Source organism: Prevotella denticola, assembly GCF_900454835.1.
Taxonomy (GTDB): Bacteria; Bacteroidota; Bacteroidia; order Bacteroidales; family Bacteroidaceae; genus Prevotella; species Prevotella denticola.
In genome coordinates this window covers 46,813-59,607 of the sequence record NZ_UGTM01000002.1, presented here as the reverse complement: position 1 = coordinate 59,607, position 12,795 = coordinate 46,813, and the positions used below count along the sequence as shown (strand labels likewise).

Sequence of the window (12,795 nt, the reverse complement as noted above, 5' to 3'; positions counted from 1 at the left end):
GGGGATTGTTGTTGTCATCTGGTCTGTATGCAATCGGGCTGTTAATCGTCTAAATGCTTGAAGGCATGGGGAAGATAGTCGATGATGTCACTTGCCGTCAGACTTTCCTTGCCGAGAGTCTTCACGGCGATGTCGCCGGCCAGTCCGTGGAGATACATACCCACGATGCAGGCGTTGTGCTGATGGTAGCCCCGTGCGAGAAGAGCTGTGATGATTCCTGTCAGTACGTCACCGCTGCCGGCAGTAGCCATGCCGCTGTTGCCTGTAGGGTTGAAGACGACTTGACCGTCAGGAAGGCAAAGCGCACTGTTGTGACCTTTTAGTATGATATATGCCTGAAGCGACTGTGCCAGTTCGCGTGTCCGGTGCAGCCGTTCGAAGTCGGCATTGGCAGGCGAGCCTGTCAGCCGGTCGAGTTCCTTCGGATGCGGGGTCATGATGATTCCTTTTGGCAACTGCTGCATCCATGCACGGTGACTGGCAAGAATGTTCAAGGCATCTGCATCTGCTACAATCGGACATTGGGCGCGTCGGATCTGGGCGATCATGGCTATTGCCGTTGTCTCCTGGCATCCCAGTCCCGGTCCTATCCCCAGAGCATCGAAGCCGTCTGTATCAACAGCTTCGGTGAATGCCGTCTCTTCATGGTCCATGTGCAGGACCGCCTCCGGGACGGATATTTGCATGACTCCGTAGTTCTTCTTCGGCGTGTGTACCGTGACCTTTCCCGCACCGCTGCGCAGACAGGCACGTGTGGCAAGGATGGCTGCACCCGACATACCGTAGCTGCCGGCAACGATGAGTGCATTGCCCATGTTGCCTTTGTGCGCGAAGTCGTCGCGATGGAGCAGGCGTGAGCGCACATCGCTCTCTTCGAGTACGTAATACTGTGCCTCTGTCTTCTGGATATATTCCTGGCTCAGCCGGATGTCCAGGACTTTCAGCCGGCCGATGAACTGCTGTGCATCGCCGAAGAGGAAAGCGAGCTTCTTCTCATGCAGCGTCAGTGTCAGTGTTGCATGGATAATGTTTGCCCTTACATTATATGTATTGTCCTCCGACATCAGGCCTGACGGAACATCAATGCTGACAACCTTTGCCGGGCTTTGGTTGATGTACTTCACCAACGAGGCGAACCCTCCGGCAAGCGGCTTGTTGAGCCCGGAACCGAAAAGGCCGTCGATGACAAGCGTGTCGGCCGTCAGTTCAGGAGGGTCGAACTTGGCCGTGATTTCCGTGAAGTCCTTGGCGTGCCGGCCGTCGAGCAGCCGTTGCCGGTTTGTCACGCAATCATCGGAAAGGTGGTTGGTGATATTGAATAGATAGGTCCTGACCTTATAACCTTCATTGGTCAGCAGGCGAGCCACGGCAAGGGCATCACCGCCGTTGTTGCCGGGGCCGGCAAAAACCACGACCGGTGTATGCGTCGTCCATTCCTCGGCGACAGCCCGGGTAATGGCCTTTGCTGCACGCTCCATCAGGTCGACCGACTTGATGGGTTCGTGCTCTATAGTATATCTGTCCAGTTCGTGAATCTGGGCACTCGTGAATATCTTCATACCGATGGCAAATTTACAAAATAAATGCTAATCGTATGGGATTGTTTGGTATAATTTTCGTAATTTTGCGCTAAATTATAGATTAAAGAGAAATGAGTCGAGTGACAATCAAGGACAAGACGTTCGAGACTTCCATTCCTGAAGCCAAGATTCTGGAGAGAGTAAAGCTGATAGCAGACCGTATAAACAAGGATTTCGAGGGGAAGACTCCGCTTTTCCTTGCGGTGCTGAACGGATCGTTCATGTATGCTGCCGACTTGATGAAGAACATAACCATTCCGTGTGAAATCTCGTTTGTCAAGCTGGCTTCTTATCAGGGTACTACCTCTACAGGCACAATCAAGGAAGTGATAGGACTGAACGAGGACATCCGGGGGCGGGAAGTCGTCATTGTTGAGGATATTGTCGATACCGGTGCAACCATGAAACGTATGCTCGAGACATTGGGGACACGTGAGCCGGCAGGCCTGCATATCTGCACATTGCTGTTGAAACCGGGCAAGCTGAGGGTGCCTCTGGATATTGAGTATGCTGCGTTTGAAATACCTAATGATTTCATCGTCGGTTACGGACTCGACTATGACCAGCAGGGTCGCAATCTGAGAGATATTTACACTTTAGTGAAAGAATAATGAAGAATATTGTAATTTTCGGTGCGCCGGGTGCCGGCAAAGGTACCCAGAGCGACAAGATGATCGGGAAGTATGGTTTCGGTCACATCTCTACGGGGGATGTCCTCCGTAACGAAATCAAGAACGGTACGGAACTGGGTAAAACAGCCAAGAGATACATAGATGATGGTCAGCTCATTCCGGATGAGTTGATGGTTGATATTCTTGCCAGCGTTTACGACAGCTTCGGCAAGGAGCATAAGGGGGTTATCTTCGACGGTTTCCCACGTACTATCCCGCAGGCTGAAGCACTGAAGAAGATGCTGGCTGATCGCGGTCATAACGTGGCTGCCATGATTGAACTCTTCGTTCCCGAGGACGAGCTGATGAACCGTCTGATTCTCCGTGGACAGCAGAGCGGCCGTTCTGATGATAACGAAGAGACAATCAAGAAGCGGCTCAATGTTTACCACACACAAACTTCTCCATTGATAGATTGGTATAAAAGTGAGGGTGTTCATCATCATGTAGAGGGCTTAGGTACGATTGATGAGATCTTTAGCAGAATAGAGTCTGTTATTGACTCACTGTAATAGATTCAGCTGATAGATGTTGGGAATAGACGAATACTTAACGGTATTGTCTTCCTCCTAATATCTATCAGCTTTTTAATATAAGCCCCAATAGACAAAAGTCTTCCATATTGATATAAACGGTTATTTATTCCATTTCCTAAATACCCATCACTTGCTATGGCTGATTCTAATTTTGTAGACTATGTGAAGATTTACTGCCGTTCCGGCAAGGGCGGACGAGGATCGATGCATCTTCGTCATGTGAAGTATAACCCCAACGGCGGACCTGACGGCGGCGACGGCGGCAAGGGCGGAAGCGTTTACCTGCGTGGCAACCACAATTACTGGACACTGCTTCACCTGAAGTATCAGCGTCATGTCTATGCAGAGCATGGCGGCAACGGCGGCCGTGACAAGTGTCACGGCACGGACGGCAAGGATGTCTATATCGATGTTCCCTGCGGAACAGTGGTCTACGATGCCGAGACGGGCAAGTATGTCTGCGATGTCATGTACGACGGACAGACGGTGCTGCTGTTGAAAGGCGGACGTGGCGGACTGGGCAACTTCCAGTTCCGTACGGCGACCAATCAGGCTCCGCGTTATGCACAGCCGGGTGAGCCGATGCAGGAGATGACAGTCATCCTTGAGTTGAAGCTGCTGGCCGATGTCGGTCTGGTAGGTTTCCCGAATGCGGGAAAGTCTACGCTGCTGTCTTCTCTCTCAAGTGCGAAGCCGAAGATTGCCAACTATCCTTTTACGACGATGGAACCATCGCTGGGCATCGTCAGCTATCGTGACAGCCAGAGTTTCGTGATGGCCGATATACCGGGTATCATCGAAGGTGCCAGTGAGGGGAAGGGACTCGGCTTGCGATTCCTCCGTCATATCGAGCGCAACTCCCTTCTGCTCTTCATGGTGCCGGGCGATACTGACGACATTAAGCGTGAGTATGAAATACTGTTGAATGAGTTGCAGCATTTTAATCCCGAGATGCTCGACAAGCACCGGGTACTGGCCGTCACGAAGTGCGACCTGCTGGATGAGGAACTCATTGAAATGCTGCGTGAAACGTTGCCGACCGACCTTCCTGTCGTCTTCATTTCAGCCGTTACCGGACAAGGACTTGATGATCTGAAGGATGTGCTCTGGAAGGAACTCAACGCTGAGAGCAACAAGTTACAGGAAATTACCGCAGAAGACACACTTGTGCATCGGGATAAGGATATGAAGCGTTTCGCCGCCGAGCTGGAAGCTGAAGATGCTGATGCCGACGATGTTGAGGAAGTTGGGATTGACGAACTGGACGAGGTGGAAGACCTTGATGACTTTGAATATACGGATGGCTAAGCCCGTACTGCATTATTATACGATTGCCGATGACGCTGTGGCATTCAGTACGACGCGCCATGGGGGTGTCAGTAAAGGGCGGCTTGCAACACTGAACATCAATCCTTATCGCGGTGATGATCCCGCTGCTGTGGCTGACAACCTGCAGGCTGTTGCGGCGGAGATAGGTGTTGAGGCTGGTAAGATAATCCGTCTTCATCAGATACACGAAACGCATTGCCTGACCGTGACCGATGGTTTTCTCCGGCTTTCTGCTGCGGAACAGGCCGATCAGGAAGAAGGCAAAGACGCTGTCGTCACCGATTGTCGTAACGTCTGCATCGGTGTTCATACGGCCGACTGTGTCCCTGTCCTCTTTTACGATCCGGTTCATCATGCCGTCGGTGCAGCCCATGCAGGCTGGCGGGGTACGGTGAAACGTATCGTTCAGCACACGCTTCGCAGGATGACAGAGCTGTATGGTACCGACCCGAAGGAGCTCAAGGCGGTTATAGGACCTTGTATCTCTCAGAAAAACTTTGAGGTAGGGCAGGAAGTCTATGCTGCCTTTGCGTCTGCTGGTTTCGCAATGGAGCGTATTGCATGTATGTATGAAAAGTGGCATATTGACCTTCCGCTCTGTAATCAACTTCAATTAGAAGAACTCGGTGTGCCAGCTGCCAATATCCTTCAGTCCGCTATCTGCACCTACGATAACGCTTCCGACTTTTTCTCAGCACGTATTCTTAAAGAAGGATTCGGCACCATCTATACAGGTATTGCCCTGAAATAAATACTTGTCTTAATGGTCATTTCGGAATTATTTTCACGTAAATAAATATTTCTTGTCGTGAAAATAAATATTTCTTCTCATGAAGAAAAATATTTTTTTTCATGAAAAGAATTTGAAAAAGACTGTGGAGTCAGCAGTGTTTGAATTAACAGATTCATCAGACAGGATTGCTTTCTCTCTGCTGTTCACACTTTTCCTCAAAACGGTTGACCTTTTTCCTTGAAACGGTTGACCCTTTTCTTCAAAACGGTCCACCTTTTCGCTCAAAAAGGTGGACCCTTTCTCAACTTTAGAGAATATATGAAATAAACAACAAACGCCCTCGTTTCTTCAAATCCCTTTGATAGGGACGGACAAACGAGGGCGTTCGTTGTTTTTGTTTACTTGTGTCGGTTGGCACGTTGCTGGCGGTATTTAGCCTTCTGTTTTGCACTGCCGGAACCGTGTGCCCCGGTAACATACTTCTTCTTCTTGGCTTTGGTCTTCACTTTGTCATCTTCTTTTTTCGGTCCTGATGACCCCTTGAAGCTGATGCCATTCTCTAATATACTTTGAAAATCATCCATGAGGTTTGAGGTTTGAGGTTTGAGAATTGAGGTTTATTCTTTTGGATTTTTCGTTGCTTTGATAATTTTAACGAGTACTGCCTTAACTCGGCTGCAGTCCGCATATAGTGATTCGTATGCCTCTTTAGAAATGAATGTTGCTTCTTTCAGTAAGTCAATCCAATATTCAGATTCTGTAGCTTCTTTCAAAGCTATGTTCATTTTAGAGGAGAAATCAGCCCTGCTTTGTGCATTCTTCGCTTCATGTACGTTTGCCCCGATACTTGTTCCCGAACGAAGTAATTGTTTTGATATTACATTTTCTCTTTTCTCATTGGTTAAATATCTATATAGATGGATTATCCTTAAAGCAAAAGCCTTGGATAAAACGTATATGTCATTTTCTATTTCCATATTGATTTGAGATTTGAGGTTTGAGATTTGAGGTTTGAGATTTGAGGTTTGAGGTTTGAGGATTGAGGTTTGAGATTTGAGGTCTGAAAATTGAGCTTGTATTATCCCGTAGGCATAAACCTCAAACCTCAAATCTCAAACCTCAAACCTATCAGTGGTGGAATAAGCGGATGTCTGTAAATGCCATTGCGATGTTGTATTTGTCGCAGGTATCAATGACATGGTCGTCACGTATGCTGCCGCCTGCCTGTGCAATATATTCTACGCCGCTCTTGTGCGCACGCTCAATGTTGTCGCCGAATGGGAAGAAAGCGTCAGAACCGAGTGCGACACCCGTATTCTTGGCAATCCACTCCTTGCGTTCCTCACGTGTCAGAGGCTCTGGACATTCCGTGAAGAACTGTTGCCATATGCCATCTTGCAGCACATCTTCATACTCGTCAGAAATATAAACGTTGATGGTGTTGTCACGGTCGGCACGGCGGATGCCTTTCTTGAACGGTAGGTTCATCACCTTCGGGCACTGGCGCAACCACCATTCGTCAGCCTTGCTGCCTGCCAGGCGTGTACAGTGGATGCGGCTCTGTTGTCCGGCGCCGATGCCGATGGCCTGTCCGTCTTTCACGTAGCAGACGGAGTTGCTCTGTGTGTACTTCAGTGTAATGAGCGATATGATAAGGTCACGCTTAGCCGCCTCGGTAAAGATCTTGTTCTTTGTCGGGACGTTTCCGAAGAGTGCAGGGTCGTCGAGCTTCACCTCATTGCGCCCCTGTTCGAAAGTGATGCCGAACACCTGCTTATGTTCAACAGGTGCCGGGACATAAGCCGGGTCAATCTTTATCACGTTGTAGTTGCCCTTGCGCTTGGCCTTCAGAATTTCCAAGGCTTCAGGTGTATAGTCAGGTGCAATCACACCGTCGCTGACTTCACGCTTGATGAGCAGTGCCGTCTCCTTGTCGCAGGTGTCGCTGAGGGCACAGAAGTCTCCGTAGGAGCACATACGGTCGGCACCGCGGGCACGGGCGTATGCACTGGCAAGTGGCGTAAGCTCAAAGTCGACATCATCGACGAAATAAATCTTCTTCAGCGTGTCGCTGAGCGGCAGACCGACAGCAGCACCGGCCGGGCTGACGTGCTTGAACGAGGCTGCGGCAGGCAGACCGGTTGCAGCCTTCAGCTCCTTTACAAGCTGCCAGCTGTTGAGTGCGTCGAGGAAGTTGATGTAGCCCGGACGGCCACTGAGCACTGTGAGGGGAAGTTCGCCTTCTTCCATGTAGATGCGTGAAGGCTTCTGGTTCGGATTGCATCCGTACTTGAGAGCTAATTCTTTCATATAACTTATGTGGTATATGTAATTGAGTAGTGCAAATTTACATAAAAACTGTGATTTATAAGCCAGTTGGATAAAGAAAGTGTTTTTTCTTCAGAGGAAAAATAATGGAATATGCCGGCACGTTCGTCGTTTTTAAGTAAATTAGCCGTATAGGTTTGTTTCTTTTGAAGAAAAGCAGTACTTTTACACTCGAATAGAAATGAACATTGGAGCGTATAGGGGGTGTCTCGCCGTCGGCCCGGCTCCCTGTAACTCCTTTAACTCCTTTAAATTCTTAAAGATATGCACGCATTACACACAGACAAGGCTCCTGCGGCAGTAGGTCCTTACAGTCAGGCTGTCGAAGCCAACGGTTTCATCTTCGCATCAGGTCAGCTTCCCATCGATCCGGCTACCAATGCCTTTGCTGAAGGCGGTGTGAAGGAACAGACCCGCCAGTCGCTCACCAATGCACGCAATGTACTGGCATCAGCGGGTGTGGACCTTTCCCACGTCGTAAAGACAACTGTCTTTCTCTCCGACATGAACAACTTTGCTGCAATGAACGAAGTCTATGCCGAGTTTTTCCAGCAGCCTTATCCCGCCCGCTCGGCCTTTGCCGTTAAGGATCTGCCCAAGGGCGCATTGGTAGAAGTGGAGTGTATTGCGGTGAAATAGACTGCTGGCTTCTACCGGGACAAAGAATCCCTTTATAATGGAGGTACATAAGTGGAACTCCATTATAAAGGGATTTTTTCTTGTAATATTCAGTATCGGAGAAAGATTCCGGAGGATTACAATGTGTCTGCTACAGACCGTGCTGCCTTTTCCGCTCTGTTATTTGTTATTCAGCAGTACTTTCTTGCCATTGACAATGTACAATCCTTTCTGCGCCCTTTGTGTCCGGTGCCCATGCAGATTGTATATTACATCCTTGTCGTGCCTGGCTGATAAGGAATTGATACCGTTCGTGTCTAACTTTTTCCCTTTGAAAACATGCTTTACTTTCCTTTCAGGGTTTGTGTAGATTTCAAAAGTGAAATCCATGGTCCCGTTTTCGTAGACAAAGCAGTAGTCATCAATGGGATTCCCCCATAGCTGTATGGTGTAAATGTTGTCTTTTGTCTTGAAATATTTACCTGAAAGGGGATCGGTGAAGAAGTTCCAGCCTTTCTTTTCCGGTTGGTAATACTGATCGAAATTGTCGAACACAACCTCTTCAAATTCGTAGTTGCCTAATTTGTAATCCTTTAATATCAGCTTCGTGTCATTAGCTCTTTTCACAATCTCTACTTGGAATTTCCTTTCACCAGGTTGTTTCATGCTTCCACCTGCTGTTTCGATTTCTGTCTTGGCTGTGCCGGCATATACTCCGTAAATCCTGGTAAGATCGTTTTGTGCCTTTAGCGTGACGGCCTGCAGAAACAACATGGATAACAGCAGAATGGACTTGATGTTTACTTTCTTCATACTTCTTGTTTGATATTAAAATTAATAACTCAGATATTTCTCTTTTCCTGATTGAATATTAAAATCAGCAACTCAGATAATTCCTCTCTTAATAATGATGACCGTTATCAGGTTTGTTTTACTGTCCGTAAATAGACGGATGTCTTTTACGAAATGGGACTGAAAACATCTTTTGGGCTACAAAGGTAAGACTTTTTTGTTATATTTTCTGCGTATAGAACCTTTTTTCGTGTACTTTTGCCTTATTTGCGTTTTTCACAAGCCGTTCTGTGAATGACGTTTCTTGTGCGCTGAACGTGTGTGTGTGCTTTTCATCATTTAGATGAAGGCAAAGTTTTCTATAATCTTTACGAAGAAAACCAGTTGAACTTTATGTGGTTATCCAATCTTTTGTTACTTTTGCATCATATTATCATACGTTATTATATGTTGTTAAATGAGAGATGAAAAAGAGCTTTAAAAGCATTATTGAGGAGTTGGGTCGTAAAACGCAGGTGCGGAAAGAGCTGGCTTCTGACCTGGAGAGATTGTCAGACAGGTTGGCTGTCCACCAGATTCATCTGGAAACTTCATCACTGAAGAAACTGATAGGTTATTTCAGGGGGAAAGAGAAACCGTCTAAGAAGACGCTGGACCGGCTGGCACTCTTTGCCGGCTTTCAGAACTGGAAAGACCTGAGTGCAGCCTTGCACGGAAACAGTGACGCCAGGCTGAATTATGAGGATTAAGCCTCTTGCTTCTCTTCGGAAAAGTTCCCAGCACGCATGGAAAGGAAAAGGAGCACACATGGAAAAGAAAAAGTCCGGGACCTCAAAAGGCCTCGGACTTTTATTTTCCTGGATTTCCAAGAGCTTACTTCTCAGCAGCAGCAACGGTTCTTTTCTCCTTGATGCGTGCGGCCTTACCTGTGAGCTTGCGCAGGTAGTAGAGTTTCGCACGACGAACTTTACCATGCTTGTTCACCTCGATAGAATCGATGTTCGGTGACTCCAATGGGAAGATACGCTCGACACCGATGGTACCAGACATCTTACGGACCGTGAAACGTTTCTTCTCGCCATGGCCCGAAATCTTGATGACTACACCACGGTAGAGCTGAATACGCTGCTTGTTACCCTCGATGATTTTGTAAGCGACAGTGACAGTGTCACCAGCTTTGAACTCTGGAAACTGATTGCCGGTTGCAAATGCTTCCTCAGCAACTTTAATTAAATCCATTTTCTTTTGTTAATTAAAAATTGTTTGTTGTTCCAACGCAACGTAATCCATGACTCTTCCACGATCAGCGGTTACGCCGAAAAGCGGTGCAAAGTTACGGATTTTTTCCGAACCGGCAAAGCATTCCACAGATTATCTTTACCGCTCTCCTGTCCACTCTCTCCTTGTGAGAGCGGACAGAACAGGAATGTCTACTTCTTGGCCAGCAGTTTTGCAATCTCCTTCTTCGCCTTTGCCATCTGCTTCTGGAAGGCCTCGGAAGAATGAATGGCTGCATAGCCTACGCTCGCACAGAGACGGCCTGCATCAACGTCACTCTGGTAGTGATAACCGCAGATGACACGGCTCTGTCCGTACTCATACGCACGGGTCATGATTTCATTGCCACGTGAAGGATTCAGTTCGGTAAGGGTCAGGCCGAAGATCCATCCTCGGCAGGTATGCCCTGACGGATAAGAACCGTTGTTGATCAGCTCTGCCTCGAACTGCGGCTGCAATGTATGCTCGTGGAACTGTGCGAAAGGACGCTTGCGCATATATTTCGCCTTGGCACGGTCAACGGCGTGATTGCCGTCAATGCCGACCATGCAGATGAGCTTGTAGGTTTCAGGTGTCTTCTCCGGGGTAATCAGCATACCGAAAGCCGGGGCGAAGCCAACGAGTACTGAGTCAACATCAAAGTATGCGTCGAACTTAGCCTGATCAGCACGTTCCTTGTTCTCTCTCATTTTGCGTCCCCACCAGTACTGACGGAAATCATAATCGAAATGGAAAGATGCTGTATCGGGTGGTGCAGGGAGATAAATACCAGCATCTGGCATCTCTGATTCTGGAATGAATGACTGCTTCTTGTAATCCTGAGCATTTACCGTCATGCCGATGAGCAGCATGACGATACTTACAAATAGGTTTTTTTTCATCATGATAAATGGTTTGATTTTTGTTTTGTTATTTGTTTAAAATATATCCTGTCTTGTCTTCCGACACAGGAGGGCTTCGTCAAAGGGACATCCGATGATTCCGTTTCGGACTTTTTCAGGACCGGCTTTGAACCTGTTGTGCAAAAGTAACCATTTCCGTACGTTTTTCAAAGATTCTGTCTTTTTTTAATAGTTGCATTCTCCCGTCTGTCTTTTTTGCCGCCGTTGCAACTTTGTCGGTATAGGTGTCGTGGCGGTGTTTCCTGTAGGGTGCGATGTTCTCCCGCATGGTGGAACATTCGTCATAATGCGGTGAGGCACTCTTGGCGGATAAATTCATGCGGTTGACAGATGACTAATCAATTTTTTTTCTTACTTTTGCAACAATCAAAAGTCATAATATAGAATATGTATAGAAAAAAATTTTATCTGGCAGGTTTGTCGGTACTGCTCACGGCGGCCGGATGCGCTTCCCATTACGAGCTGGCGGGCATACAGCGTACGCGTGTGCTGGTAGACAACCGCTATGACGCTGCTCCTGATGCCGGGGCGGCAAAGTTCATGGAACCGTTCAAGCACAAGGTCGACTCGGTGATGGGACCTGTCGTGGGCGAAGTCGACCACGACATGGTGGCCCACCGTCCTGAGAGCGATCTCTCCAACCTGTTGGCAGACATCATGGTGTGGGCTGCCCGGGACTATAATGAGAAGGTAGACTTCGGTGTTTACAATATGGGTGGCATCCGTGCAGCGCTCTCGAAGGGGAAAATCACTTATGGGGATGTGCTCGACATTGCGCCTTTTGAAAACAAGATCTGTTTCGTGACACTTACTGGAGAAAAGGTGCTGGAACTTTTCTCACAGATGGCGCATACCGGTGGCGAGGCGGTCAGCCATGGTGTTGAACTCGTCTTCACGCATGACCACAAACTGAAGTCGGCCCGCCTGAACGGAAAGGAGATAGATCCTAAAGCCTCTTACCGCATCTCCACGCTCGACTATCTGGCACAGGGCAACGACAAGATGGAGGCTTTCAAGTCGGCGACGGATGTCGTTTCGCCACAAGCGACCAGCAACAACACACGTTTCATCATCATGAACTACTTCAAGGAGCAGACGGCACAGGGCAGGATAGTCAATGCACGTACCGAGGGACGCATCCGTGTGGAGTAACCATTTAACGAATAGGAAAATGAAAAGGAATATATTATTGATTGCGTTCTGTCTCCTCACTGTTGTGGCTTTCGGACAGGACAAGCGGCTTACGATTCTGCATACAAACGACACACACAGTCAGATTTATCCGCTCAGCGTGAACCTCGCCGACACGATGAAGGCGGGCCGTGCCGGCTTCCTCCGCCGTATTGCGATGCTGAAGGAGGAACGCCGGAAACAACCTGACCTGCTGCTCTTCGACAGTGGCGACTTCTCGCAAGGCTCACCTTATTATACAATGTTCAAAGGGGATGTCGAAGTGGGGCTGATGAACCGGATGCACTATGATGCGGCAACAATCGGCAACCATGAGTTCGACTTCGGACTGGACAACATGGCACGTCTCTTCCGGATGGCTAACTTCCCGATTGTCTGTGCCAATTACGATTTCAAGGGTACAGAATTGGAGAAACTGGTTAAACCTTATGTCATTTTGAAACGTAATGGACTGAAGATAGGTGTCTTCGGACTCGGTCCTAAGCTGGATGGTCTGGTCGTGAAGAAGAACTACGGTCCTATTGTCTATAACGACCCTGTGAAATGTGCGCAGAAGGTTATCGACGAGCTGAAGGCGAAGAAATGCGACCTCATCATCTGTCTTTCTCATCTCGGGTGGAATATCGAAGGTGTCAGCGACGAGGAGGTTATCGCCGGCACGCACGGCCTGGACCTCGTCCTTGGCGGGCACTCCCATACCTATCTTACAAAACTTGAGTATGTAAAGGATCTTGACGGCAAGATGGTCGGTGATGACCAGAACGGCAAGCATGCTATTTATGTAGGTAAGTTGGTGCTTGATATGAAGAAAAAGTAAACCAAACTTGTTCCCAACAC

General features: G+C 48.2%; 15 protein-coding genes. 8 read left to right on the top strand and 7 right to left on the bottom strand.

Going from position 1 to position 12,795, the window contains the following annotated elements; translation table 11 throughout:
- Positions 1–41 precede the first annotated feature (41 nt).
- Complete coding sequence (locus DYH27_RS08365) at positions 42–1,559, bottom strand: bifunctional ADP-dependent NAD(P)H-hydrate dehydratase/NAD(P)H-hydrate epimerase (protein ID WP_029216368.1); 1,518 nt, start codon at positions 1,557–1,559, stop codon at positions 42–44.
- Between the two features lie 92 nt (positions 1,560–1,651).
- On the opposite strand from DYH27_RS08365, the gene hpt reads away from it, so the two are divergent.
- From hpt to pgeF, 4 genes are all read left to right on the top strand, one after another.
- Positions 1,652–2,191, top strand: coding sequence for a hypoxanthine phosphoribosyltransferase (hpt, locus tag DYH27_RS08360; RefSeq protein ID WP_025067321.1), 540 nt, complete (start codon positions 1,652–1,654; stop codon positions 2,189–2,191).
- A complete protein-coding gene (locus DYH27_RS08355) occupies positions 2,191–2,763 on the top strand; it encodes an adenylate kinase (RefSeq protein ID WP_025067320.1) in 573 nt (190 codons plus the stop codon). Before hpt ends, DYH27_RS08355 begins: the two co-directional genes overlap by 1 nt.
- Before the next feature lie 159 nt (positions 2,764–2,922).
- Positions 2,923–4,095 (top strand): GTPase ObgE, encoded by a 1,173-nt coding sequence (obgE, locus tag DYH27_RS08350; protein ID WP_025067319.1) that lies wholly within the window; start codon positions 2,923–2,925, stop codon positions 4,093–4,095.
- Positions 4,088–4,867 carry a peptidoglycan editing factor PgeF gene (gene pgeF, locus DYH27_RS08345; protein ID WP_025067318.1) on the top strand — a complete coding sequence of 260 codons (780 nt, stop codon included), beginning with the start codon at positions 4,088–4,090 and terminating at the stop codon, positions 4,865–4,867. Before obgE ends, pgeF begins: the two co-directional genes overlap by 8 nt.
- A gap of 380 nt (positions 4,868–5,247) precedes the next feature.
- Here pgeF and DYH27_RS08340 read toward each other — a convergent pair whose 3' ends face one another.
- The 3 genes from DYH27_RS08340 to DYH27_RS08330 form a co-directional block, all read right to left on the bottom strand.
- Positions 5,248–5,433, bottom strand: a complete 186-nt coding sequence (locus DYH27_RS08340) for a hypothetical protein (RefSeq protein ID WP_007366640.1) — start codon at positions 5,431–5,433, stop codon at positions 5,248–5,250.
- Between the two features lie 33 nt (positions 5,434–5,466).
- Positions 5,467–5,826: a four helix bundle protein gene (locus DYH27_RS08335; RefSeq protein WP_025067317.1), complete on the bottom strand. Its 360-nt coding sequence runs from the start codon at positions 5,824–5,826 to the stop codon at positions 5,467–5,469.
- Positions 5,827–5,977: 151 nt separating this feature from the next.
- Positions 5,978–7,168, bottom strand: a complete 1,191-nt coding sequence (locus DYH27_RS08330) for a phosphoribosylaminoimidazolecarboxamide formyltransferase (protein WP_262510594.1) — start codon at positions 7,166–7,168, stop codon at positions 5,978–5,980.
- A 273-nt stretch (positions 7,169–7,441) separates the two neighbouring features.
- Here DYH27_RS08330 and DYH27_RS08325 point away from each other — a divergent pair, with 273 nt between their 5' ends.
- On the top strand, positions 7,442–7,816 hold the full coding sequence (locus tag DYH27_RS08325; RefSeq protein WP_004351529.1) for a RidA family protein: 375 nt from the start codon (positions 7,442–7,444) through the stop codon (positions 7,814–7,816).
- Between the two features lie 159 nt (positions 7,817–7,975).
- Here the strand turns inward: DYH27_RS08325 and DYH27_RS08320 are convergent, their stop codons facing one another.
- Complete coding sequence (locus DYH27_RS08320) at positions 7,976–8,608, bottom strand: hypothetical protein (RefSeq protein ID WP_025067315.1); 633 nt, start codon at positions 8,606–8,608, stop codon at positions 7,976–7,978.
- A gap of 443 nt (positions 8,609–9,051) precedes the next feature.
- Here DYH27_RS08320 and DYH27_RS08315 point away from each other — a divergent pair, with 443 nt between their 5' ends.
- Entirely contained in the window at positions 9,052–9,336 is a 285-nt protein-coding gene (locus tag DYH27_RS08315) for a hypothetical protein (RefSeq protein WP_004351538.1), read from the top strand.
- Positions 9,337–9,460: 124 nt separating this feature from the next.
- Here the strand turns inward: DYH27_RS08315 and rplS are convergent, their stop codons facing one another.
- Positions 9,461–9,826 (bottom strand): 50S ribosomal protein L19, encoded by a 366-nt coding sequence (rplS, locus tag DYH27_RS08310; protein WP_004351530.1) that lies wholly within the window; start codon positions 9,824–9,826, stop codon positions 9,461–9,463.
- 191 nt (positions 9,827–10,017) lie between these two features.
- Positions 10,018–10,746, bottom strand: a complete 729-nt coding sequence (locus DYH27_RS08305; RefSeq protein WP_025067314.1) for an acid phosphatase — start codon at positions 10,744–10,746, stop codon at positions 10,018–10,020.
- 408 nt (positions 10,747–11,154) lie between these two features.
- On the opposite strand from DYH27_RS08305, the gene DYH27_RS08295 reads away from it, so the two are divergent.
- Together DYH27_RS08295 and DYH27_RS08290 are read left to right on the top strand one after the other, a co-directional pair.
- Positions 11,155–11,919: a 5'-nucleotidase C-terminal domain-containing protein gene (locus DYH27_RS08295; protein WP_029216369.1), complete on the top strand. Its 765-nt coding sequence runs from the start codon at positions 11,155–11,157 to the stop codon at positions 11,917–11,919.
- A gap of 19 nt (positions 11,920–11,938) precedes the next feature.
- On the top strand, positions 11,939–12,775 hold the full coding sequence (locus tag DYH27_RS08290) for a bifunctional metallophosphatase/5'-nucleotidase (RefSeq protein WP_025067312.1): 837 nt from the start codon (positions 11,939–11,941) through the stop codon (positions 12,773–12,775).
- Positions 12,776–12,795 lie beyond the last annotated feature (20 nt).

Excerpts from the sequence above, each read along its gene's own strand:
- DYH27_RS08325 (WP_004351529.1), top strand. The coding sequence starts at position 7,442 with ATGCACGCATTACACACAGACAAGGCTCCTGCGGCAGTAGGTCCTTAC.
- DYH27_RS08320 (WP_025067315.1), bottom strand. The coding sequence starts at position 8,608 with ATGAAGAAAGTAAACATCAAGTCCATTCTGCTGTTATCCATGTTGTTT.
- DYH27_RS08335 (WP_025067317.1), bottom strand. The coding sequence starts at position 5,826 with ATGGAAATAGAAAATGACATATACGTTTTATCCAAGGCTTTTGCTTTA.
- hpt (WP_025067321.1), top strand. The coding sequence starts at position 1,652 with ATGAGTCGAGTGACAATCAAGGACAAGACGTTCGAGACTTCCATTCCT.
- DYH27_RS08305 (WP_025067314.1), bottom strand. The coding sequence starts at position 10,746 with ATGAAAAAAAACCTATTTGTAAGTATCGTCATGCTGCTCATCGGCATG.
- DYH27_RS08290 (WP_025067312.1), top strand. The coding sequence starts at position 11,939 with ATGAAAAGGAATATATTATTGATTGCGTTCTGTCTCCTCACTGTTGTG.
- DYH27_RS08355 (WP_025067320.1), top strand. The coding sequence starts at position 2,191 with ATGAAGAATATTGTAATTTTCGGTGCGCCGGGTGCCGGCAAAGGTACC.
- DYH27_RS08340 (WP_007366640.1), bottom strand. The coding sequence starts at position 5,433 with ATGGATGATTTTCAAAGTATATTAGAGAATGGCATCAGCTTCAAGGGG.
- rplS (WP_004351530.1), bottom strand. The coding sequence starts at position 9,826 with ATGGATTTAATTAAAGTTGCTGAGGAAGCATTTGCAACCGGCAATCAG.
- pgeF (WP_025067318.1), top strand. The coding sequence starts at position 4,088 with ATGGCTAAGCCCGTACTGCATTATTATACGATTGCCGATGACGCTGTG.
- obgE (WP_025067319.1), top strand. The coding sequence starts at position 2,923 with ATGGCTGATTCTAATTTTGTAGACTATGTGAAGATTTACTGCCGTTCC.
- DYH27_RS08315 (WP_004351538.1), top strand. The coding sequence starts at position 9,052 with ATGAAAAAGAGCTTTAAAAGCATTATTGAGGAGTTGGGTCGTAAAACG.
- DYH27_RS08295 (WP_029216369.1), top strand. The coding sequence starts at position 11,155 with ATGTATAGAAAAAAATTTTATCTGGCAGGTTTGTCGGTACTGCTCACG.
- DYH27_RS08365 (WP_029216368.1), bottom strand. The coding sequence starts at position 1,559 with ATGAAGATATTCACGAGTGCCCAGATTCACGAACTGGACAGATATACT.